Annotated in this window: 22 protein-coding genes and 1 other RNA gene; 8 read left to right on the top strand and 15 right to left on the bottom strand. The window is 43.8% G+C overall.

The window, feature by feature from the left end:
• Positions 1-45: 45 nt before the first annotated feature.
• A complete protein-coding gene (locus tag HOP45_RS07270) occupies positions 46-1,716 on the bottom strand; it encodes a formate--tetrahydrofolate ligase (RefSeq protein ID WP_181348368.1) in 1,671 nt (556 codons plus the stop codon).
• A 403-nt stretch (positions 1,717-2,119) separates the two neighbouring features.
• Between HOP45_RS07270 and HOP45_RS07265 the strand changes: the two genes are divergently transcribed.
• From HOP45_RS07265 to HOP45_RS07255, 3 genes are all read left to right on the top strand, one after another.
• Entirely contained in the window at positions 2,120-2,320 is a 201-nt protein-coding gene (locus HOP45_RS07265) for a cold-shock protein (protein WP_181348365.1), read from the top strand.
• Positions 2,321-2,564: 244 nt separating this feature from the next.
• On the top strand, positions 2,565-3,248 hold the full coding sequence (locus tag HOP45_RS07260) for a queuosine precursor transporter (RefSeq protein WP_181348363.1): 684 nt from the start codon (positions 2,565-2,567) through the stop codon (positions 3,246-3,248).
• Between the two features lie 11 nt (positions 3,249-3,259).
• The gene (locus tag HOP45_RS07255) at positions 3,260-3,658 is read left to right on the top strand and encodes a ribonuclease HI family protein (protein WP_181348360.1); all 399 of its coding nucleotides are present in this window, start codon (positions 3,260-3,262) and stop codon (positions 3,656-3,658) included.
• Positions 3,659-3,740: 82 nt separating this feature from the next.
• Here the strand turns inward: HOP45_RS07255 and HOP45_RS07250 are convergent, their stop codons facing one another.
• Complete coding sequence (locus tag HOP45_RS07250; protein ID WP_181348357.1) at positions 3,741-4,031, bottom strand: DUF6123 family protein; 291 nt, start codon at positions 4,029-4,031, stop codon at positions 3,741-3,743.
• Between the two features lie 725 nt (positions 4,032-4,756).
• Here HOP45_RS07250 and HOP45_RS21000 point away from each other — a divergent pair.
• The gene (locus tag HOP45_RS21000; RefSeq protein WP_181348886.1) at positions 4,757-4,831 is read left to right on the top strand and encodes a sortase B protein-sorting domain-containing protein; all 75 of its coding nucleotides are present in this window, start codon (positions 4,757-4,759) and stop codon (positions 4,829-4,831) included.
• A 297-nt stretch (positions 4,832-5,128) separates the two neighbouring features.
• Here HOP45_RS21000 and HOP45_RS07240 read toward each other — a convergent pair whose 3' ends face one another.
• Genes HOP45_RS07240 through HOP45_RS07230 form a run of 3 tightly spaced genes read right to left on the bottom strand, consistent with a single transcriptional unit; the run spans position 5,129 to position 7,538 of the window.
• Positions 5,129-5,629: an isoprenylcysteine carboxyl methyltransferase family protein gene (locus tag HOP45_RS07240; RefSeq protein WP_181348885.1), complete on the bottom strand. Its 501-nt coding sequence runs from the start codon at positions 5,627-5,629 to the stop codon at positions 5,129-5,131.
• Between the two features lie 3 nt (positions 5,630-5,632).
• Positions 5,633-6,718 carry a type III polyketide synthase gene (locus HOP45_RS07235; protein ID WP_181348355.1) on the bottom strand — a complete coding sequence of 362 codons (1,086 nt, stop codon included), beginning with the start codon at positions 6,716-6,718 and terminating at the stop codon, positions 5,633-5,635.
• Between the two features lie 52 nt (positions 6,719-6,770).
• Positions 6,771-7,538, bottom strand: a complete 768-nt coding sequence (locus tag HOP45_RS07230; RefSeq protein ID WP_181348352.1) for an SDR family NAD(P)-dependent oxidoreductase — start codon at positions 7,536-7,538, stop codon at positions 6,771-6,773.
• 121 nt (positions 7,539-7,659) lie between these two features.
• On the opposite strand from HOP45_RS07230, the gene HOP45_RS07225 reads away from it, so the two are divergent.
• Positions 7,660-8,208: a hypothetical protein gene (locus HOP45_RS07225; protein WP_181348349.1), complete on the top strand. Its 549-nt coding sequence runs from the start codon at positions 7,660-7,662 to the stop codon at positions 8,206-8,208.
• A 66-nt stretch (positions 8,209-8,274) separates the two neighbouring features.
• Here the strand turns inward: HOP45_RS07225 and HOP45_RS07220 are convergent, their stop codons facing one another.
• The 6 genes from HOP45_RS07220 to HOP45_RS07195 form a co-directional block, all read right to left on the bottom strand.
• Positions 8,275-9,765 carry a carboxypeptidase M32 gene (locus tag HOP45_RS07220; RefSeq protein ID WP_181348347.1) on the bottom strand — a complete coding sequence of 497 codons (1,491 nt, stop codon included), beginning with the start codon at positions 9,763-9,765 and terminating at the stop codon, positions 8,275-8,277.
• A gap of 224 nt (positions 9,766-9,989) precedes the next feature.
• Positions 9,990-11,126: a THUMP domain-containing class I SAM-dependent RNA methyltransferase gene (locus HOP45_RS07215; RefSeq protein WP_181348345.1), complete on the bottom strand. Its 1,137-nt coding sequence runs from the start codon at positions 11,124-11,126 to the stop codon at positions 9,990-9,992.
• A 129-nt stretch (positions 11,127-11,255) separates the two neighbouring features.
• An RNA gene (gene rnpB, locus HOP45_RS07210) (RNase P RNA component class B) lies at positions 11,256-11,637 on the bottom strand.
• Positions 11,638-11,724: 87 nt separating this feature from the next.
• Positions 11,725-12,027: a cell division regulator GpsB gene (gpsB, locus tag HOP45_RS07205; protein WP_181348342.1), complete on the bottom strand. Its 303-nt coding sequence runs from the start codon at positions 12,025-12,027 to the stop codon at positions 11,725-11,727.
• 138 nt (positions 12,028-12,165) lie between these two features.
• On the bottom strand, positions 12,166-12,729 hold the full coding sequence (locus HOP45_RS07200) for an SLOG family protein (RefSeq protein ID WP_181348339.1): 564 nt from the start codon (positions 12,727-12,729) through the stop codon (positions 12,166-12,168).
• A 350-nt stretch (positions 12,730-13,079) separates the two neighbouring features.
• The gene (locus HOP45_RS07195) at positions 13,080-13,487 is read right to left on the bottom strand and encodes a cytidine deaminase (RefSeq protein WP_181348336.1); all 408 of its coding nucleotides are present in this window, start codon (positions 13,485-13,487) and stop codon (positions 13,080-13,082) included.
• Positions 13,488-13,654: 167 nt separating this feature from the next.
• Between HOP45_RS07195 and HOP45_RS07190 the strand changes: the two genes are divergently transcribed.
• Positions 13,655-16,726, top strand: coding sequence for an efflux RND transporter permease subunit (locus tag HOP45_RS07190; protein WP_181348333.1), 3,072 nt, complete (start codon positions 13,655-13,657; stop codon positions 16,724-16,726).
• Positions 16,727-16,851: 125 nt separating this feature from the next.
• Here the strand turns inward: HOP45_RS07190 and HOP45_RS07185 are convergent, their stop codons facing one another.
• From HOP45_RS07185 to HOP45_RS07170, 4 genes are all read right to left on the bottom strand, one after another.
• On the bottom strand, positions 16,852-17,169 hold the full coding sequence (locus tag HOP45_RS07185; RefSeq protein ID WP_181348331.1) for a YbjQ family protein: 318 nt from the start codon (positions 17,167-17,169) through the stop codon (positions 16,852-16,854).
• Entirely contained in the window at positions 17,150-17,335 is a 186-nt protein-coding gene (locus tag HOP45_RS07180) for a hypothetical protein (RefSeq protein ID WP_181348329.1), read from the bottom strand. The genes HOP45_RS07185 and HOP45_RS07180 overlap by 20 nt, the downstream gene beginning before the upstream one ends.
• Positions 17,336-17,492: 157 nt before the next feature.
• Positions 17,493-17,864 (bottom strand): DUF1798 family protein, encoded by a 372-nt coding sequence (locus tag HOP45_RS07175; protein WP_181348326.1) that lies wholly within the window; start codon positions 17,862-17,864, stop codon positions 17,493-17,495.
• A gap of 60 nt (positions 17,865-17,924) precedes the next feature.
• Complete coding sequence (locus tag HOP45_RS07170; protein WP_181348325.1) at positions 17,925-18,203, bottom strand: hypothetical protein; 279 nt, start codon at positions 18,201-18,203, stop codon at positions 17,925-17,927.
• Positions 18,204-18,786: 583 nt separating this feature from the next.
• Between HOP45_RS07170 and recU the strand changes: the two genes are divergently transcribed.
• Positions 18,787-19,374, top strand: coding sequence for a Holliday junction resolvase RecU (gene recU, locus HOP45_RS07165; RefSeq protein ID WP_370457976.1), 588 nt, complete (start codon positions 18,787-18,789; stop codon positions 19,372-19,374).
• Between the two features lie 17 nt (positions 19,375-19,391).
• Positions 19,392-22,166, top strand: coding sequence for a penicillin-binding protein 1A (locus HOP45_RS07160; RefSeq protein WP_181348318.1), 2,775 nt, complete (start codon positions 19,392-19,394; stop codon positions 22,164-22,166).
• The last annotated feature ends 44 nt before the right edge of the window (positions 22,167-22,210 follow it).

The raw sequence follows: 22,210 nt of genomic DNA, 5'->3' as shown, positions 1-22,210 counted from the left end.
TCCTGACTATATCAAACGACAGGAAAGGCTAAATGACCAAGCAGATTAAAACAATCCTTTAATCGTGCCTTCTTTCGTCACATCCATATTTAAAGCAGCCGGTTTTTTCGGAAGACCGGGCATGGTCATCACATCGCCAGTCAACACAACCAGAAATCCTGCCCCTACAGAAGCTCTTATCTCACGGATCGTAATGGTGAAGCCTGAGGGGCGTCCTAACAGGGCCGGGTTGTCTGAGAGGGAATATTGTGTCTTGGCCATGCATATCGGCAACCCCCCGTAACCGGCTTTTTCAAAACGGCGCAGTTGATTTTTAGCTTTAGACGTGATTTCAATATCTTCTGCTCCGTAAATGGTTTGCGCCACTTTACGAATTTTCGTTTCAATATCATCTGATAGATCGTATGTCCAATTCAAGGCAGGTGTCGTCGATTCACAAAGATGGACCACTTTTTCAGCTAAATCGTGTCCCCCCTTCCCTCCTTCAGTAAATACATCGACTAACGAAACCTCTGCCCCTTGCGTGTGGCACCACGTTTTCAAAAACTCGAGTTCAGCCGCGGTGTCAGCAGGAAAGCGATTGATGGCGATCACAAAAGGGATACCGAATTGTTCAATCGTTTCCATATGCTTCTTAAGGTTTCCCATGCCTTCCTCGAGTGCTGATAGATCCTCCTGTTCCAGTTCTTTCTTATCAAGGCCGCCGTGCATCTTTAACGCCCGAATGGTCGCTACGATGACCACAGCATCAGGTTCGAATTCGCCTGCCCTCGTTTTGATATCCAGGAATTTTTCTGCTCCCAAATCGGCTCCAAATCCAGATTCAGTGACCACATAATCCCCTAGCTTCGCCGCAATTTTCGTAGCCATGAGACTGTTACACCCGTGAGCGATATTGGCAAACGGCCCCCCATGAATAATCGCCGGCGTATTTTCGAGAGTTTGGACTAAATTCGGTTTAATGGCATCTTTTAATAGCAGCGTAAGCGCTCCTTCCATGCCAAGCTGTTGCACCGTTACGGGTTCCTTCGTGTAAGTATATCCCACGATCATCCGGGCGAGCCGTTGCTTTAAATCTTGCAAGTTGCTGGCTAAACAAAGGACAGCCATGATCTCTGAAGCTACGGTAATATTAAACCCATCTTCTCGCGGAACACCTTTAACCGGGCCGCCCAGTCCTACTACCACTTCACGAAGGGCACGATCGTTAATATCAAGCACCCGCTTCCACTCGACTCGTCTTGGATCCAGGTTCAACGCGTTACCTTGATGGATATGATTATCTATAAAAGCTGACAAGGCATTATTGGCTGTGGTGATGGCATGAATATCTCCAGTGAAGTGAAGATTGATCTCGTCCATCGGGATGACTTGCGCATAACCTCCCCCAGCTGCCCCGCCTTTTATCCCCATGGTGGGACCGAGCGATGGCTCCCGAAGGGCAATGATGGCTTTGTGATCAAGCTGATTCAAAGCTTGTCCCAGGCCAACTGTAACAGTAGATTTCCCTTCACCTGCCGGGGTAGGATTGATAGAGGTTGTCATGATGATCTTCCCATCTGGTCGATCGGACAGTTTATCGATCAACCCGTCAGATAACTTTGCTTTATAATGCCCGTAAGGCTCCCAATCATCTTTTGAAAGCGCTAACATTTCAGCTATATCTTCGATAGGTTTCATATTGGCATCCAAGGCGATTTCAATATCGGATTTCATTATGTAAGAACTCCCTTTCTCCTTAGGTATTATAGTTCTATTGTAACCCAGTTGCACAGATTAGGTCAGGGTGTTTTTGTCAAAATTATCATGTTACACTGAAATGTAACCTGGTTAGCGTGAATCGTTTGAAACGTGTTCAATCGAACACACGTAGCGTTTATCTAGGATCATATCGCTTCTACACATTTTTTCTCATTGATTCTCATAATTTTTATTGACTCACCCAGCCACATACGTTATATTGTGAATAAGCAAATAAGATGAGTCGAATCATAAATCTAATGTAGTTCACATAGAAGTGCTGAGATTTGATTCCGCATCTCTATGTTTTTTTTATGTGGATGTCATCTTGTTTGTAATTATCACGTTTTACGTGCAAGCTTTTAGGAGGATTTATATCATGGAAAACGGAACAGTAAAATGGTTCAACGCTGAAAAAGGCTACGGCTTCATTCAAGTAGAAGGTGGCAACGATGTATTCGTACACTTCTCTGCTATCCAAGAAGAAGGTTTCAAAACGCTAGAAGAAGGTCAATCAGTAACTTTTGAAATCGTTGAAGGCGATCGTGGCCCACAAGCTGCTAATGTAGTTAAAAACTAATTGAAACCTATATAACGAGCGGCAATCCTGACTGGGATTGCCGCTTTTTTTCGGTGCATAGGAAATTGTAAAATTCGGGCCCTGTGGGTAACACATACCTAATCAGCCACGTCCGGCTCCAGTGCCTTTGTTCGTGTTTTGATTGCTAAACCCATCTCACCCTTCTATAATGGGAAGTTAATGGCTTACACGCCACGCGGTTCGTGATCTCCCGCGACACCAAAACTAAGGAGGAAGAATTAAATTGAGCAACGAATGGTTATGGCTGATTTTCGCGCTCATGAATTTCAGTCTGCTTGTCATCATATATAAAATATTCGGCATGTACGGGTTGTTCGTCTGGATTGGTATGGCTACCGTCGTCGCTAACATCCAAGTCGTCAAAACAATCGAATTATTTGGACTGACTGCGACGCTCGGGAATATCATATACGGAACCGCCTTCCTTGCCACAGATATCCTGAATGAAAAACATGGGGCCGCCACAGCTAAAAAAGCTGTATGGCTAGGGTTCTCCACCCTGATTATCATGACCTTCATGATGCAGGTGGCCCTTCGGTTCACGCCTGGATCTGACGATGTAGCTCAACTTGCCCTGAATACCTTATTTGGCATCGTGCCGCAAATTGCGATCGGCAGTCTACTTGCTTATATCGTCAGTCAATATTTCGATGTGTGGCTTTATGCTAAACTGAAACAAATCGTAACATCTGATAAATGGCTCTGGGTACGCAACAATGGAAGCACAATGGTAAGTCAACTGCTTGATAGTGCTGTTTTTTGTGGCATAGCATTTTATGGGCTATACCCATTCAATATCTGGTTGGAAATTTTTCTGACGACCTATTTCATTAAATTTATTGTCGCTGCGATCGATACTCCGTTCCTCTATGCAGCTAAGCGTATAACTCACAAATCATTAAATTAAGGGGTGAGGTTGTGATTGAGGTTTATACAGATGCGGCTTCCTTGGGAAATCCAGGAGAGAGTGCTGTAGGCATCTTTATAAAAGAAAGCAGGCAACACCATGAGGTATTTTCATATTATTTAGGAAGCATGTCCAACCATGAAGCAGAATTTCAGGCGGTCATAAAAGCGCTAGAAATATGCCAGGAAAAGTATCGCGGTGAGATTCTCTCGATCCGTTCTGATTCAAAAATCGTCGTGGAAACATTGGAGAAGAATTATACAAAAAATAAAGTGTTTCAACCATTGCTCGCTACCATCAATCTGCAAATGGAACCGTTTGCTCACGTATTTATTAAGTGGATTCCTGAAAAACAAAACCAAAGAGCTGACCAATTAGCGCGTACAGCGCTTCAACATCACTCATCATAAAAATAAGCTGGGCTGTCGGAAACTACCGGCAGCCCATTTATGTACAAAACATAACGTCAGCCAGAACCATTAACGAAGAGATTTAGGTTTCGGCAGCTTCTTTGGACAAACCCTTTTCTTCAAGCAGTAACCACGCTTCTTTTGCTGTGAGGATCTCAGGGTGAGAAATGTGCTCCAAAATGCCAATGAAGAAGCCCGGATCAAACGTTTGTTGGAATTGAAGCGTGGCTTTTAAAGCTATCATTACTTTCCAATCAGGTGTATTAATCGAGTATTTTCCAAAGTAAATGAAATGCACATCTTCATCTGACAGTTTAAATCCCTTTGACCATAGATCCTCAAGATAGTAGCCTAATGATTTCTTATGTATCATATCTGTCTCCTTATCTAAGGGAGCTTGCCCAAGTTCTTTATAGATGATGCCCTCTCCATAAACTCATAGTTTCTTCTAAACAAATTTTTCAGTTTATGAAAATGACCTTCCTTACCCTTATTAGTGTAACAAATGCACAAAATTTGTCGAATTGTATTCTTATTATACCAAAAAAAACAACCAGGTGAACTACCTGGCTGACAGCTTGTAGAGAAACCCCTGTTTTCCGCAAGCTTCTTTTTCTTGCCGCCAGGAGCGATAGCCCCTTCCCTTTCCGTGGACGAGCGCCCGAGCTTCCTCGCGAAACCCACACTCGGCGATCTCGGCTCACTCGTTCTTCCGCAGGAGTGGAAGGGGCTTCGCCCCTTGGAATTTCTTTAAAACAGAAAAAGACTATCCTTCACCTAGCCCACCAATTTTAGATGGAGGGCAATCTTTTTCATGGGCTGAAAGACAGCTGGCCGTAATGCCTGCTCACGGATATTTTCCTTTCTACGCCATAGCTCACGCAGTCTTTTGGAATCTGCGATGCTATATTGTTCCTTTCAAATTTTATAAACCCATTATTCTATTGAAAGCCGACTTTAACGAACCTGCAATACTAACCACGCTTTAAGAGTTCGTTGTCATGCCCCCCAATTAACGAGGTGAAAAATAAAAGTTCAAGGAAAAAACTATACTGTCAAGACTTTCTCGACAGTCTCACAGCCAGGTGAGCTACCTGGCTGACATCAATCGTTCATATTTTTCTTTATGCTTCACTTCTGCTTGTTTCTTCGGCCTATTTATCATGTCGATGACGGACTGAGCTGCTGAGGATCCCACTTTCGCTAAAATCCAGACCATTAGCCCACTGTATAGAAATACGGTCAATACGATGAGAAATATCATGCAATAACCTCTTTCTTATTGAGAATGATTTTCATTTCTAATTAGAGTATAGCAAACCTGATACAAGAGCGCAATGTATTTTTCAGAACATTTACACAAAGCAAACCACAGCTTTATTGCGTCAATTCCGAACGCTTATGGTAATCTTCTAAAGGTATATTTACTCAACTAGACAGTTCGACGTATAAAACCATCCTCAGTTGTTTTCATGGTCTTCCCAATGCTTTGTTTTCTATCGGGAGTCGAACCGTTAGCAAAAGAATATGCACAATCGGAAATATTATGGCGGTAACCCATGCTTCAAACAGAAGCGGAATAATCAGCAGCTCCAGTCCGACGATTATATAATTGGGGTGCTTGAAGTAATGATACGGTCCTCTATTCACTAAAGAAGCAGTCGGCAGCACGATCACCCGTGTGTTCCAATACTTGCCTAATGATGCTATACACCATATCCTGGCTGCCTGCAGCACGATAAAGAGGCTGAAAAGGATTATGGAAAAGCTCACCGGTTCGTTTATCACAAACGCTTCTATCCCGAGCGATATAAAAAAAGCGACATGGGTCATAATAAACCACTTATAATGGGAGCGGCCAAACTCCACTCCGCCATTCTCCATCATATAGCGTCGATTTCGTTCCGCTAAAGCTAACTCGAGGCCACGTTGCCCAATAATAAAGCCGTATAGGAACAGAAAAGCTATCATCACTTACACCCACTCCAGTCCAATCAGTTCTGAGCTGAAACCCGGTCCTAACGCCATCATAAACGAGCGGGATCCGCTTGGTGGAAAAGCTTGCATACAGCCATCCAGAACAAACAGGACCGTCGCGGAGGACATATTGCCATATTGCTTTAATACGTGATAAGACGCCTTAAACGGGAAAGTGTTTACACCGAGCACTTCCTGGTAAGCCTCCAAAACTTTACGTCCGCCGGGATGGGCAACGATAAACGTTAAATCATCTGCACTTACGTCAATGCTCTTCAAAAATTCATCAACGTGCTCTTTCCAAAAATGATGCACTAATTGAGGAATGCTTTTATTAAATATAACCTTAAACCCCGTGTCCAGGACATCCCATCCCATAACAGACAAACTATCTTTTTTCGTTTTGGAACTTGTAACCGACAGTTTAGGCACTGGCCCTGTCGCGCAATTCAGGAGATTTGATTCATCGCCACAGACTAACACAGCAGCAACACCGTCCCCGAAGAGAGCCGTACCAATGAAGTTACTCACGCGCGCATCGTCATTCTGAAATGTTAAACTGCAAAGTTCCACACAAATAACGAGCACATTAGCTTCGGGTTGACCCTTTAGCCATTCGTGTGCCCTGGCGACGCCACTCGCTCCTCCAGCACATCCTAATCCAAAAAGCGGCATCCGCTTGGTATCTTCCCTGAATGTCCGCTGGTTGATAATCGATGCATCGAGCGTCGGTGTCGTGACGCCAGTCGAAGATACAAACATAATCATGTCAATCTCCTCGGGCTTAATAGGACGCGTCACATACTGTGTGTGCTGCAAACATCGATCAATGGCCAGAAGTGACAAACGGAGTGATACGTCTTTATATAAATCATTACGCGCTTTAAACCCGTGAGGCTCAGACAACCATTCTGGTGAAGCTGAAAAAAATCTTTGTTTGATGTATGTATGGTCAAATACAGGGGCTAAACGGTGAAATTCCCTGTGACTGATAGGGAAGATCTTTTCCACTAAACGTTTGACCTCGTCTTGTTTTATATTGTAGGCAGGTACGCTTGTCCCAACAGAAAGGATGTAAGACATAGGAGACTCCTTTTTTTCTTTAGTATGGAAACATCCCCCTCGTTTATGCGCCCTAAAAGCCGTAGATCGTCATGCCTCCATCCACAAACAAGGTTTGACCCGTAATGTAATTGCTTGCCTCAGAAGCTAAAAATACGGCAGCCCCCGCTATTTCCGGTAGCTTACCAATTCGGTTCAGAGGCGTTCTTGATAGAATCTCATTAACATACTCCTCATCCTGTAACAGTTTCTCCGTCATGGGAGTAGGAAAATACCAGGGGCCGATCGCATTTACATTAATATTATAAGGTCCCCATTCAAGCGCCAGATTTTTGGTCATTTGAATCAAAGCGCTTTTGGACATGGCGTAAACCACACCCGTACGGAGCGCCACTTCTCCACCTACAGAGGACATATTAATAATGTTGCCATGTTTCTGTTTTTTCATTTTTTTAGCTGCAAATTGGGAAAGGAAAAAGGCGCTTTTCATATTTGTTGATATGATTGTTTCCCACTCTTCCTCACTGACTTCGAGAGCATCACTCCTTATATTCATGCCAGCATTATTCACCCATATATCGAGGTTTCTCTCACCTGTGATCGCCTCTACCTTATGAATGATATCATCATAATAATTGACATCTCCTTGAATCGCGTAGGCGTCCCGGCCTGCTTCTCTTATCAGTTGACTGACTTCCTCCAATTCGTCCGAGGAACGAGCAATTAATATGACATCAGCTCCAGCTTCAGCAAAAGCTACAGAGATAGCTTTACCAATCCCTTTTGTCGCCCCCGTTACCACGGCTAACTGATTTTCAAGGTCAAATTTCGGCAAAAACATACATATTCTCCTTTCTTGCGCTAAAATAGTCAGTATTTTTTTACATTTTGCCAAATTCTTTACAATTTGGTAAATTAAGATTACACTAATTTGTGACTAAATGAAATGGGGGTAATTTACAATGAAAAAACTACTATTAGCTCTAGGTCTATCTTCAGCCCTAGTCGTTGCAGGTTGTTCTGACGATGGTGAAGACACTAACACAGAAGACGACACCAACACAGAAGAGCAAAATAACAGTGAAGAAGAGAATGCTGGTGCTGAAAAAGAGCAGATTTTAGACATCCAGGATAAAATAACCAAGGAATTCAAGCAGTATCAGTCCAAGATTTCTGCCTATCAAGCAGCAGTCGGAGCAGAAGAACCTGTTGACTCTGAAATTGAATCCGCAGCTGAAGAAGCAAAATCAGCAGCCGAAGCCGGCTCTGAAGCAGCAGCTAACTATACGATTGAAGCTGACATTTCAGACGATATGAAAGATCAGTACATGGACGCTATGTCTTCTCTGGAAGCTTATTACAACGAAGTAGCTTCAGCGTTAGATGAAAATATGATGGAAGCTGATTTCTCTGCAGCTGAAGAAGAATTTACGGCCTTCAATGATGCCCTTGGCAGTATTTATGAAGAAGTCGGACTTTATGCACCAAGCATGATGGAAGAGCTTGGCTAAAATATTTTATAGATAAAACCGGGTTATGGTGATTCACCATAACCCGATTTTTTGTATCCTTGACTATTATAATGCATAAAGTTTAGTGTATTTGGCCGTTAAATAGTCGGTCAGATAACGAGGATTTAAGTCTTCCTTTGTTACGTCTTGCAAAATCTGCAGCGGTTTTTTCGTTTTGCCGTGCTGATGAATGTTCCGGGTCAGCCAGGTCTTAATGTGACTGAAATCCCCCTGTTCAATCGTTCCCGGTACATCAATGGATTGTTTGATGGTGTTATGAAATTGGGCCGCGTACATATAACCAAGCGCATAAGATGGAAAATAACCGAACGCCCCACCAGACCAATGAACATCCTGAAGTACACCCTCTTTGTCAGAGGAAGGCCGGATACCCAGATACTGCTCTATTTTCTCATTCCATAGTTCAGGAAGATCAGCTACCTTAATATTTCCACTTATCAATTCTTTTTCCAGTTCATACCTTACCATGATATGAAGACAGTATGTCAGTTCATCCGCTTCAATCCGAATTAACGAGGGCTTCACTTCATTGATGGCCGCATAAAAACGATCAAGGTTTAGTGACTGGAAGGAATGAGGCGCGTACTGTTTAAATAAATCATAGTGACTGGACCAGAATGCTTCACTTCTGGAAACAAAGTTCTCCCAAAATAGTGACTGCGACTCATGAATCCCCATTGACGTTCCCGTAGCTAATGGGGTAAATGCTAATTTGGGATCGATATTCTGCTCATATAAGGCATGGCCGCCTTCATGGATCGTTCCGAAGACCGCTGTGCGAAAATCCGTTTCATCGTATTTGGTGGTCACCCGTACATCACCTGAGTTGAGCCCGATGGCAAACGGATGCACCGTCTCATCTAACCTACCCGCATCAAAGTCATACCCCATCCGTTTTAAAACTTCCAGGCTGAATGCCCTTTGTTGTTCTTTCGGAAAATGACCTTGCAGTACCGAAGGATCCGGTTTCACGGCTGATTGCTGAATCTCCCCGAGCAAGTCGGTTAGTGTTTTTCTGACAGGGGGGAAAACATCATCTAAGACACCTACCGTCACCCCGGGCTCGAACGCATGAAGAAGCGCATCATAAATATGGTGCTCGTATCCCCAGTAGTCAGCGAATTTTTGATTATAAGCAACCAGTTGTTCGAGATACGGTTGGAACGTATTAAAGTCATCATCCTGCTTTGCCTGCTCCCAGACAGACTCCGATTTAGATTGCAACGTCACGTACTCCCGATATTCTTCGGATGGAATGTTCACGCTGCGTACGTATGTCTCATTGGCCTCTTCAAGCGCTTTTTGCACTATCGGATCCTCCGTCTTTCCATCCAGTTCATCTATGTAAGCTTTCATCCTGTCTGAAGTTGAAATCTCATGAACCTTTTGTGCCAACGTTCCCATGACCTCCGATCGGTTCGTAACCGATTTCTTAGGCGCTTTTGTCCGCAAGTCCCAGGCCATCAAGCCTAGCGCTTCATTATAAGAAGCTTGTTCCTTCAATAATTGTTTGAATGCTGTTTCGGTCTTCCCCATATTCTTACCTCTCCCTTACCTTTTTGTGATTCTCTTCCTTTTTAAATCTTACCATATTCTGAAGGCTAAATAGTACTTCAGGCTCGATACGGATCAGAGACGCGCGACGGATGCACCATTCCCCCTCCATTAACACATTCTCATTATAAATAGGCAGTTCAGCTATACATGATTAATAAAAAAACCAGCATGGAGCAATGTCCATAGAGCTGGCCTTTGTTAGTTCATGACTCTTTTTTTCCAAAATATTGATAATAGTCGGTTTTAATAAACCCGTTGAACAACTTTCGTTTTTTGGTGGCTTTCTGGCCGTAATGTTGCTCAAATCCTTCATGCGATGTCAGAATGTAAACACTCCAGGAAGGATGATCACCCATGATTGTCCCTAAATCCTGATAACTTGCTTCCACTTCTGGCACGTCACCAACACGCTCCCCGTAGGGTGGGTTTGATACGAGATAACCATTGGCTTGTTTAGGGTTAAGATCGCGCACTTGCATTTGCTTCCATTTGATCAAATCACCTAATCCCGCTTCTTTAGCGTTTGCTTCAGAGATTTCAATCATACGGGCGTCGATATCAGATCCTGTGATATCAAGCGGCTGATCATAGTTTGCCTTCTCCTCTATTTCCATAAAAGCATCATCCCACACATTTAGAGGAATAAAAGGCCATGCTTCAGAAGCAAATTCACGGTTGAAGCCGGGCGCAATATTTTGACCAATTAAGGCCGCTTCAATCGCAATCGTCCCTGAGCCGCAAAATGGGTCCACGAACGGTTTGTCTGCTCGCCAGTTTGTAATTTTCACCAAAGCTGCCGCCAGTGTTTCTTTAAGCGGGGCCTCACCCTGGCCGACACGGTACCCCCGTTTGTGTAATCCGGTGCCTGACGTGTCAAGCGTGAGCAGCACTTCATCCTTATGAATCGCAACTTCCGTACGAAAAAAGGCACCCGTTTCCTTTAACCAGGAAGACACACCGTGTTTTTGTTTTAATCGTTCAACAATGGCTTTTTTTACGATCGACTGACAATCAGGGACGCTATACAGCTTTGATTTATGTGACTTTCCGACCACAGGAAATTCCCCGTCCTCCGGAATATAGTGTTCCCACGGATATGCCTTTGTTTGCTCGAATAATTCATCAAAACTATACGCATGGAACCTTCCCACTAATAATTTGACGCGATCAGCCGTGCGCAGCCACAAATTAGCACGCGGGATAGCTGAGACATCAGCTGTAAAAACAACGCGGCCATTTTCCACTTGAACCTCGTCATAACCAAGATCTTTAATTTCTTGCGCTACTATTGCTTCCAACCCCATCGCAGCAGTAGCGATTAAGGTTACCGTTTCTCCCATTCGTAAAAGCCCCTTTTTCTCATACAAATATAGTTCGCCCTTTGTGTGGACCTCTTAAATGAAAAATCCCCTCTAACGCAAAGAAAAGCGCTCAGAGGGGAACATTAATAATCGATGGACCATTGAATACTTTGTAAGCCATGTTCTGTACCATTTGTACTGCTATCGGTGGTCAACCTCGTACTCAGGTGGTAATCATCTATCTCCAGATTACACTGGCTCCTTATTGGTTGAGTTCCCTCAAAGGAGTGCCCCTACCTAAATTTGGGTTGCTCGCTCGCGGGGTTTACCTCGTTCCACTCAAAGCATTTCTACTTTGACTTCGTCACTGTGGCACTTTCAAAGTAGTCATTCCCTATTCAATTAAGAACGTAGGAATTTTCCCTGCCGTTAGCCTAGTATGGCTACCTTGACTTATGGTTTCGTCAAGCACGAACACTACAGGCATCTCAGCCTGTGCGAGCATGGACTTTCCTCTGTATGACGCATCATACAGCAATTACCCAAGTATTCAATAATTCTCATTGTTTTTTCATAGACACAAACTACCTTGCATTATACCATACAACAGCTTCAGTGTCACGTCATAGCATGTGTATCAATTATCAGCGTACTTATTTCCAAATACTTCTTTCTCAAGATTCGATAGCCTTTTTAACACATCATAATTGACTTGTGAAGGTGCTTGTTGAGGCTTCGATCGACTCTCTTCTTTTTGCGTTGACCGTTTTAACTTTTCATTCTCTTGTTTAAGTCGCTCAATTTCCTGATTAAATGTTTCATAATCTTTAATAATCAAATCGAGAAATTCATCAATTTCTTCCTGATTATAACCACGCATCGACGTTTTGAACTCTTTTTCAAGAATCTCTCTTGCTTCCAAATTTACATTTTCACCCATATTCTCACCTCTGTTGGACAAACATTACTTACATTTTTTCAGAACACACCACGCATGTCAATATTCAGCAGGCGTTGACCCAAGATTCTACTATGGTAACACGAGACCGCCCCTGGCGATATGCAAGCACATAAGCAGCTATTGAGTCCAATAATCCGGATCAGCCATCTTGATTTCTTCTACTGTATCCTCGAGATCCATCGCTGTTACGTAATATACAGGGTACCCGCCCTTATCATGATAGTGTTGAGCATGGTTCAGAAAATATTCCGGACTCCCTGGTGTCTCAGGATCATAAAGGACGAGACAGCCATCTGAATGTTCGATTAAAAACCGATCTTTCCGCTTGAACTGAAAGGGACCTTCGTATTCCTTATTATAGATGGGTTGGTAATAATCCGCCAGCATGGTCATTTCCTCATATAATAACTGAACCTCTTCTGGCCATCTTTTTTCTTGATTAAGAAAAGGAGGCAGAATCGCTAAGCGGACATCGTAAGAATCACGCAAGTCCGCCACCACTTGTGCAGCCCAAAGTTCGGTTCCCATCTGCCCGGAAATCAACACCCATTCCAATCCTTCTTCAATCAAGGCAGTCAGCCGCTTTTTTATCGTAGCTTGTATATAAAAAATACGAGGATCATCTGCATTATATATGCCTAATTCGGTAGGTTTATAACCTGTCACCACTACCTTTTTCATGTCACAAACTCCTTATCAAAGCCTGCTTTCATTATAGCTTATATTATGACTGCACTCCAAACAGAATACCATAAGAAAAAAGCACGAGTCTCAGTTGTCCACTCTTTATCATCGCTTACCTGCGCTTTATCGTCGCTTCGGCCTAACGTATCATCGGACGAGGCTGGATTATCATCACTCCGCCTCCTTTTATCGTCGCTCTACGTTTTATCATCACCGTAACCGCAAAAAACGCAGAAGTCGTTGAAAATCTCTTTCAAACATAAAAAGTCCGACCAATTTCAGCGAAATCGATCGGACTTTTTGATTAAGTACCAGCATTTCATTCCGAGTAACAACCATTCTCATGTTCATTGCTCATCTGCAGGCAAATCAGTCGGAGCAAAGGAGAAAGGCAGCAATTCTTCCATGGTAAACGTTTTAACGAGCCTATCTATATTCGTCGTATGAATAAGCATATCTTGATTGAAAAATTCGCTCATGACTTGACGGCATGAACCACAAGGCGGTACCGGGCGCTTCGTATCGGCCGCTACAGCCATTTCATCAAATTCGGTTTCACCCTCCGATATTGCTTTAAAAATAGCTACACGCTCAGCACAGCAACTTACCGGATAGGCTGCATTCTCAATATTACAGCCTAAATAAACACTTCCTGACTTCGTTCGTAACGCTGCACCGACAGGAAATTTTGAATAAGGCGTGTAAGCATGATTTCGTATGTTGATCGCTTCTTCGATTAATTGTTCTTTTTGCACCTTTCCGCCTCCCTTACATAGTGGGGAAATAATTATAAAAGATGAAGCATAAATTGTAAAGCGTTTCCACAATTATTATGCCGCACAGGTTAATTGATTGACAAACTAGTATGGAGGCCTTATATCTATAACATATAAAGTTACACTTAAATTAAAGGGGGCCTGCCATGAAACGATTACTTCATTACAAAAAAATTGTCTGGGTCTTTGTTCTGTTGTTCATCTTTACTGGAATATTTACATACCTTCAACTTCCTAAACGCGATATTCCTGAGATCAATGTGAACATTGCCACTATTTCGACTGTTTATCCTGGTGCCGCACCTAGTGAAGTCGAAAGCAGCATCGTTAATCCGATTGAAGAGCAACTCGAAACAATTGAAGGAATCAGTGAAACGACCTCTGCCGCTACAACTGGGTTTTCAAATATAACAGTAACCCTTGAAGACAGTGTTAATCGTAATACTGTAAACGCTCAAATCAGACAAGTCGTGTCCGACGTTTCACAAGAGTTCCCCGAAGACGCTCAAACGCCTGACGTAAATACCGATTTACGAACGTCGGCCGTTTCTTCCTATCATGTTTTAGGTGAAAATCCCGCCCAATTATATGAATTACGTGAGAGGATTGAGAACTGGCGTGAAACATTAACGGACATTAATGGAGTCGAGGCTTTACAAGTGAAAGGGCTCCCGGAAGAACAGCTGACGGTTCAATTGGATCCGGAAGCGTTGTCAGATAACCAGGTGACGCCTTCACAAGTGATTGAGGCCATCAATCAAGAATCATCGCCGAGCGCGATCGGAACCGAGCAACAGGATGATCGCATCTATCAGCTCAACTTCCCTAAATATACGGAAATCACTGAAATAGAAGACATTCCAGTCGGCCAAGATGCGGAAAATAACCCGGTACGCTTAGGCCAAGTTGGTTCTGTATCAACCGGAATAAAGGAAGCCGAAGATCTCATCTCATATGAAGGGAAGCCAGCCCTCTCCCTTACAATTCTAGCGGAGGAAGGCGTGAACATTACTTCTCTTCAACAGCGCATCTCGAGTCACGTGGAGGAATGGAAATCTGAACTTCCCGCGAATATTTCTCTCGACCGCTTTTATACACAAAGTACGATTATCGAAGAAGTGTTCACGAATTTACTGACCTCTTTCGCGATTTCCTTAGGGGCAGTCATCCTGATCATGCTGTTGGGATTACCTTTCTCCTCAGCCATTTTGGTTAGTTTGGCGATCCCTATCTCGATTCTTATCGGATTGATCCCGCTTCCTTATGCGGGCGTAGACCTTAATCAGATTTCGATCATCGGCATCATCATTGCGATTGGTATTCTAGTCGATGATGCTATCGTAGTGAATGACAATATTCAACGGCGCTACCAATTAGGTGACGCTCCATTAGAAGGGGCCATCAAAGGTGTGAAGGATGTCAGAAAGTCTATCCTCACGTCGACTTTGATGATTATTTTCAGTTTCTTGCCTCTTACCTTTCTATCGGGGAGTAATGGCGATTTTATCAGGGCACTGCCGACCGCACTGATTGTTACAATTACTGCGTCTACGATTATTGCATTAACGCTGATTCCGACGGTGCAGTATGCACGACGCAACCGTAAGAAGTGGAAACATACAGAGAAAGTCGGTTTGCTCGGTGGTGTTTTTAACGGCATCGAACGGCGTTATGCCGACCGCACGCTCCCTTTCATTTTAAAAAAACCGTGGGTTACAGGTGGAGTAGGTTTATTGATATGCTGCCTGCTTGCTTTGCTGGTCATTCGGATCCCGTTTGAGTTTTTCCCTTCTGCAGACCGACCTGAAGTCACCGTCTCAATCGAATTTCCTGAAGGTTATCCAATTGAGGAAACCCAGTCCCAGATAGAATCCATTGAAGCTTATTTGGCAAATAAGGAGGAGAGGATTCAAGAAACAGCTGTCTATACCGGAGGAGGGCTGCCGAATATTTTCAATTCTTCTTTAGAACGATCCGGACCTAACACAGGCCAGCTGCTGGTCAGAGTCAATCGTTCAGCCATAAGTGCTTCAACATTCATTAATAAATGGGAAGAACCTTTAAGGGAACAATTTTCTGAGGCGGAGATATTCATGGAGACGATCGTCTCAGGACCGCCGCCATCTCCCCCTGTTCAACTAAAAATTCAAGGGACGGAGCTGAATACGCTAACGGCGTTAGCCAAAGAGGCACGGGATGGTCTTGCGGAATTGGATGCGACGGAAATAGCTACCCTTAATGCGGGAGATGCCCAACCAGCCATCAATTATGAACCAGATCGGACGCTTTTAGCTGAGTCTAACATTCCCGTATCGCAGGTAACTTCCCTCATTCAACTGGCAAACACGGGGGTCCCTCTTGGAACATTTGATAATGGGACAGAACGGCTGCCGCTTCAAATTGCTATTGATGATGAACAAGAAGATGGCGTGAATTTAGATGCGTTATCCGTCACTGCGAGAAACGGCCAAGGCGGAGGGCCGCCTCCTTCCTTTACGTTAGATGAGGTGATCACAACAAACGAAAGCGAACAGACGTCGGTCATCCCCCATCTGAATGGCAAACGGACGTTAACCATTGAAGCTTATCCTAAAGACGAACGGGAAAGCACTTTTACGGAGGAAACAGACGCATTTCTCAGTGATTTTCAACAAAATCTCCCGCAAGGATATAATGTCGTCCAAAGTGGTGAAGCTAGTGCGGAATCCGAATTCTTTATCGAAGTGGCGAAACTTTTCGTGATTGTTCTATTCTTGATTTATTTGACGATTGCCATTCAATTCAATTCGTTAACAATGCCGCTGCTTATTACAAGTACCGTTTTTCTGGCCATTACAGGAGCGATTGTAGGGTTGTTCGTTTTCAATCAGCCTCTCAGCTTCTTGGCCGTTCTCGGCATCGTTTCGTTATCCGGAATTGTCGTACGAAACGCTGTCATCTTAATTGAATTCATTGAACAGAACCGCAAAGCTTACACGTCCACACTAGAAGCCGTTATAGAAGCGGGGAGAGCACGGGTGCGCCCGATCATTTTGACATCCTTAACTTCCATTGCCGCCCTGACCCCGATCATTTTCACAGGAGACGCCCTGTTCCGGCCACTAGCTGTTTCAATCGTGTCTGGCTTGTTATTCTCAACCGTTCTCACATTGCTCATGGTGCCGGCCTTCTATTTGATTCTGGAGTCCATTCGAAAGCGCAAGACCGTAAAAGGATAGGAATAACCCATGAGCTGTCGAGTATATCTCGGCAGCTCTTTTATGTTTGATTACACCAACGTCCTCCTCTAAAGCATGCTCTATAAGTAAGGGTATCTCCCACTTAGGAGATACCCTTGACGTGATTATGAGCCTATTGTTACGGCTGTTCCGTAGGCGATAATTTCAGAGGCACCTGAACTGATTTGAGATGTTTCCAGACGCATGGAGACAATGCCATTTGCCCCTTTCGATTCAGCATGTTTAATCATCCGCTTGATGGCTTGCTGCCTGGCTTCATCCATCATGGAAGTGTAATCCGTCAGCTCTCCCCCGACAATATTTTTCAATCCAGCTAATATGTCCCGGCCCACGTTCTTGGATTGAACTGTACTGCCTCTTACCAACCCATGCATGTCATTAATCGTACTGCCGGTTATATAGTCAGTAGTCACGATAATCATCTAATCCCTCCTCAGCTTGTTTTTCTTTCCATAACAGGATGATCAGACCGATTGTTACCATATGGCTGCTGCCAAATAGGACTAACCCCCAGAACCAATTAAAAAAGAATAGTAGAGCACCGGCCATTTGCAGAAAACTTAATAAGAATGCCAGGATAAGTTTCATGTCACCTCTCACCTGCCCGATATCAGTTCATACGTATAACACCTTGTTCAGGATTCAAAACTCTTTGTAAAAAAAGTTGGTCATAAATTGTTATGCGTGAATTATGGGGGCAGGATGACTCCCGAAATAGAGTCCACAAAAAAAGAAGCCGAATGGGTCATTCAGCTTCCTCACGGTTCTCCCAATCAGTAAGAATCATATCGACAACATAATGAACCGACCGATACATTTCCTTGAATCGTTTTTTAGGAACGTCGGCATAATAACCATGGAGAATAAGCATTTCAACATTTTCGTAGGTTGACTGCACTTGAGTAGGGTGCACATTAACATCCCGTCTCTTCACAAACTCTTCGGCCTGGCTCAGCCAATCCTTTGCTAATTCGAACATGGGCTTGGTTTCGACCTTTACTCGCTCAAAAAATTCTCTATCTTTTTTATCGACAGCCTCTTCTGCTTGGATAAACCGCTCGTGCAAATCATCAACTAATTCTTTTATGTTCCAGGACAGTTGTTGGATATCAGACATAAAGCATCACCCTTCACCGTCTACCTTATCATGGATTTTCCTCCATGCCTAGCAGGTGTCTCAACCAGTTGTCCTTCGTTTTACAGGCTGCAAGGTGGCTTGTGATAAATACAGTTCTTTGTGCGAGCGGCGTAATTGCTTAACTTCTTCCCGCAATTTCAAGATTTCTGTCTGGAGCTTATCTATCTCTTTGCGGTGCGAAACAGCCATTGTGAAAACAACATCATCGGCTTTCAAAGAAATGCGTTTATCCAAAACACGAAATTTTTCAATCATTCGGCCAAGACCTTCTTCAAATTCTTGCTTTGACACATGAAAATCAGGTGATTTCGTTACCATGAGAAAAGCCCCTTTCAGACTTGTTTAGTATGTCTATTCTTTAAGGGGTGTATATCTCCTGCCAGGATGACAAGACTAGTAGCAAACCTACAATAATTGTCAAAGTAAGGCAGTCTTATAACTGAGCAATCGACACAATATAAGGAGGAATTAAAATGAAAAAAAAGCAGCCGTTAAAAAAGAAACCAAAGCCGACTGAAAAGACAGGTAACCCGAAAATCGATGGAGAAAACAGACCTGCTACGTAGACAAAAAGCAGGTACCACTAAATGAAAATTCAGGATGAGAATAAGCTGAATGTATCAGAACAATGCCGAACGATTTCGTATAAATCAGTTCGGCATTTTTGTGTATCAAGGAAGCGTTCCATTTCAAAGGGCACGGATGTAACTTACATGAAAACCTCCCCCGAAAGAAGACCTCTTTTCCCGAATTAGATATATGTAATGGATCTAGTCGTTTTCGAAAATGCTTTGTGTTCCAAATTCCTTTCCAGATATAATAATAAATAAGGAATTATTTTAGTTCTCATTTTCGTTCATTTTTTGATATGATACTCTCATGGCTATAGGGAGGTATGCTAGTGAACTATCCGAATGGAAAACGAGCTCGGTCCAGTCAACCTAAGGCTTCTCGAACCGAGAAACATTTTGGGAACCGCGGTATGTCACTCGAGGAGGATATCAATCATACGAATGCCTATTATCAGAGCGCTGGCATTGCGGTCATTCACAAAAAGCCGACGCCGGTTCAAATCGTGAATGTTGACTACCCCAAACGTAGTGCAGCCGTTATAAAAGAAGCTTATTTCAAACAACCATCAACCACCGATTATAATGGTATTTATCGCAGTCATTATATTGATTTTGAAGCAAAAGAAACACGGAACAAGACATCTTTTCCATTCAGTAATATTCATCAACATCAAATTGACCATATGAAAGCCGTAGTGGAACATGGGGGACTCTGTTTCTTTATCATCAAGTTCACCCCGCTTGATGAAACATTTTTATTGCCTGCAGTGAAACTTTTTTCGTTCTGGGACGAACAATATAAGGGAGGAAGAAAATCGATCCCTTATGATTATGTGAAAAATAATGGTGAACTTATACCCTTTCATTATCAAGCACGTATCAACTATATCAAAATTTTAGATAAGCTCTATTTTTGAAATGGAGGAAATGAACAATGGCAAATGAAAGCCAGTCTCGCACAGCCAGAAGACAGCAAAAGGAAAAAGCGAAACATAGCAAACGAAAGCCTCTATTGAAAAAGATCATCATGTCGATTCTTTTAGTCGGTCTCGTAATGTTTATCGGCGGAGGAAGCCTGTTTGCTTACTATATTTCTAAGGCTCCTGCTCTGGATGAAGATAAATTATCTGACCCTGTTTCTTCTCAAATACTCGATCAAAATGATGAAAATGTAACGGATTTAGCCGGCGCAGAACGACGGACTAAAATCAGTCACGAAGATATCCCTGACGTACTTAAAAACGCAGTCATCGCTACAGAGGACGCTCGATTTTATGACCATATGGGCATTGACTTCCGTCGTATTGGGGCAGCCGTTTGGGCCAATATTACGCAAGGATTCGGCGCTCAAGGTGCAAGTACGATCACGCAACAAGTGGTGAAAAACTCTTATCTTTCCAACGCGAAAACGTTGGAGCGCAAAGTGCAAGAACAGTATTTAGCCATTAAATTGGACCAGGATTATTCAAAAGATAAAATATTGGAAATGTATTTGAACAAAATCTATTATGGACAAAATTCCTACGGGGTGGCTGAAGCAGCAGAAACGTATTTTGGTGTGGAAGATTTAAATGAACTCAATTTGTCACAAGCTGCCATGCTTGCCGGGCTGCCTCAGCGGCCTTCGGGTTATGACCCTTATCAACATCCCGAATTAGCTAAAGAGCGTATGGGCACCGTATTAAATTTGATGGTCCAGCACGATAAAATCAGTGAAGAAGAAGCGGAAGAAGCAAAACAAGTCAATATGGAGGAATTCATCGGACCTAAACCTGACCGGGATACCCCGTACGATGCCTTCATCGACCGTGTGCAAAAAGAAGTCAAAAAGAAACTTGATGGTGTCGATATATTCAAAGACGGCTTGAAAATCTACACAACGTTAGACCGAAGCGCTCAGGAGCATGTTGAACAGGTCTTAAGCGACGAAGGGCCCGTCTCCTTTTCGGATGATAAATTCGAATCTGGTATAGCCGTTACCGACACCCAAAGCGGTGCCATTCGGGCGCTAGGTGGTGGACGTGATTACCAGCGAGGTAATTTCAACATTGCCACCGAATCAGAAAATCAAGCTGGTTCAACATTCAAGCCTTTATTAGCCTACGGTCCGGCTATCGAGTCACAAAAATGGTCCACTTATCACCAAATTAATGACGAAGAGACACAATTTGGTGAATATAACCCGAATAACTATGACGATAATTTCAAAGGTTGGATTACCATGCGCGAGGCCTTGGTAGACTCGCGTAATATTCCTGCCTTAAAAACGTTGAACGAAATCGGGACGCAAACAGCGAAAGATTTTGCGAATGGCTTAGGCATAACATTTCCCAATGATAATATTAAATTGACCGAAGCCATTGGAGGTGCGGATGCCGTTGTGAATCCGTTACAAATGGCGGGCGCCTATGCTGCCTTTGGTAATGAAGGCATGTATACAGAGCCTTTCTCCGTTCGTAAAGTTGAACTGCCTGATGGGAGAACGATCGATCTTAAACCGGATACGAGCCAAGCAATGGAAAAACATACTGCGTTTATGATGTCTTCCATGCTTAAATCGGTTGTGACTGAAGGCACCGGAACGGCTGCGAACATCTCAGGCTTACCTGTAGCTGGTAAAACAGGAACAACGAATATCGGCGATAATGTCACGCCTGATTCCTGGTTTACGGGGTATACAACCAACTACTCTGTCTCAATATGGAGCGGCTACTCGGATAACACAAATCTGAGCAGCAGCCAAAAACAAGTGCCGCAAACCCTCTTCAGGTCCGTCATGGGCACCCTATCTGAGGGCAAAGAAACTTCTGATTTTGTCAAACCGGATACAGTAGAGTGGGTTGAAGTGGAAAAAGGCTCCCAACCAGCTAAATTGCCGAGCGATTATACGCCTGAATCGGAAATTGTCACCGAACTATTCCATGTTGACAATAAACCGAGTGAAGTGTCAGAACAATTCGATCAATTGGATCCTGTAGAATCATTATCAGCTGAATACAACGAAGAAAATAACACGATTCAGCTATCCTGGTCCTACGGCGATGCAGAGAATGTTTCGTTTGACGTTTCCGCCAGTATCGATGGTGGCTCACAACAAGGGTTAACAACAACAAAAGAAACCCAACAACAGGTCACTAACGTTGAAGCTGGTGCCACGTATCAGTTTAGCGTTGTCGCGACAAGTGATGGTGGAGGCAGCCAAAGCAGCGAAGCTTCTACAGTTGAAGTATCTGTGCCTGGAGACGAATCAGAAGAGGAAGAAGAAAATGAAAATGGCGACGAATCAGAAGACGAATCTGGCGAAGATTCTGGTGAAGACTCCGGCGATGGCCACGGGGATGGTTCCGGTGATGGATCCGGCGATGGCTCCGGGGATGGATCCGGCGACGGTTCCGGGGATGGATCCGGTGATGGATCCGGGGATGGCTCCGGCGACGATTCCGGCGACGGCTCCGGGGATGGCTCCGGCGATGGATCCGGCGACGGTTCCGGCGACGGCTCCGGGGATGGCTCCGGCGATGGATCCGGGGATGGCTCCGGCGACGGTTCCGGGGACGGCTCCGGTGATGGCGCTGGTGATGGCTCCGGCGACGGCTCCGGGGATGGCTCCGGGGACGGATCTAACGGTCAAGATGGAACACAGAGCGAAAACGGTTCTAACTCAAATACCAATCAAAACTCTAACAGCAACAATGACGAAGCTGCGTAAAACACGATATTCAGAAAGGTTGAAACTGTGTACTCGTGCTTCAA

Source organism: Thalassobacillus sp. CUG 92003 (genome assembly GCF_013618635.1).
Lineage (GTDB): Bacteria > Bacillota > Bacilli > Bacillales > Halobacillaceae > CUG-92003.
Note: the sequence above shows the minus strand (reverse complement) of the source record. Positions and strands in the feature narration are given on the sequence as shown.

Coding starts and splice junctions, on each gene's coding strand:
- HOP45_RS07225 (WP_181348349.1), top strand. CDS start 7,660: ATGAAAAAACTACTATTAGCTCTAGGTCTATCTTCAGCCCTAGTCGTT.
- HOP45_RS07240 (WP_181348885.1), bottom strand. CDS start 5,629: ATGATAGCTTTTCTGTTCCTATACGGCTTTATTATTGGGCAACGTGGC.
- gpsB (WP_181348342.1), bottom strand. CDS start 12,027: ATGGGTGAAAATGTAAATTTGGAAGCAAGAGAGATTCTTGAAAAAGAG.
- HOP45_RS07175 (WP_181348326.1), bottom strand. CDS start 17,864: ATGTCTGATATCCAACAACTGTCCTGGAACATAAAAGAATTAGTTGAT.
- HOP45_RS07200 (WP_181348339.1), bottom strand. CDS start 12,729: ATGAAAAAGGTAGTGGTGACAGGTTATAAACCTACCGAATTAGGCATA.
- HOP45_RS07180 (WP_181348329.1), bottom strand. CDS start 17,335: ATGAAACTTATCCTGGCATTCTTATTAAGTTTTCTGCAAATGGCCGGT.
- HOP45_RS07160 (WP_181348318.1), top strand. CDS start 19,392: ATGGCAAATGAAAGCCAGTCTCGCACAGCCAGAAGACAGCAAAAGGAA.
- HOP45_RS07185 (WP_181348331.1), bottom strand. CDS start 17,169: ATGATTATCGTGACTACTGACTATATAACCGGCAGTACGATTAATGAC.
- HOP45_RS07170 (WP_181348325.1), bottom strand. CDS start 18,203: ATGGTAACGAAATCACCTGATTTTCATGTGTCAAAGCAAGAATTTGAA.
- HOP45_RS07265 (WP_181348365.1), top strand. CDS start 2,120: ATGGAAAACGGAACAGTAAAATGGTTCAACGCTGAAAAAGGCTACGGC.
- HOP45_RS07220 (WP_181348347.1), bottom strand. CDS start 9,765: ATGGGGAAGACCGAAACAGCATTCAAACAATTATTGAAGGAACAAGCT.
- HOP45_RS07270 (WP_181348368.1), bottom strand. CDS start 1,716: ATGAAATCCGATATTGAAATCGCCTTGGATGCCAATATGAAACCTATC.
- HOP45_RS07215 (WP_181348345.1), bottom strand. CDS start 11,126: ATGGGAGAAACGGTAACCTTAATCGCTACTGCTGCGATGGGGTTGGAA.
- HOP45_RS07235 (WP_181348355.1), bottom strand. CDS start 6,718: ATGTCTTACATCCTTTCTGTTGGGACAAGCGTACCTGCCTACAATATA.
- HOP45_RS07250 (WP_181348357.1), bottom strand. CDS start 4,031: ATGATACATAAGAAATCATTAGGCTACTATCTTGAGGATCTATGGTCA.
- HOP45_RS07190 (WP_181348333.1), top strand. CDS start 13,655: ATGAAACGATTACTTCATTACAAAAAAATTGTCTGGGTCTTTGTTCTG.
- HOP45_RS07230 (WP_181348352.1), bottom strand. CDS start 7,538: ATGTTTTTGCCGAAATTTGACCTTGAAAATCAGTTAGCCGTGGTAACG.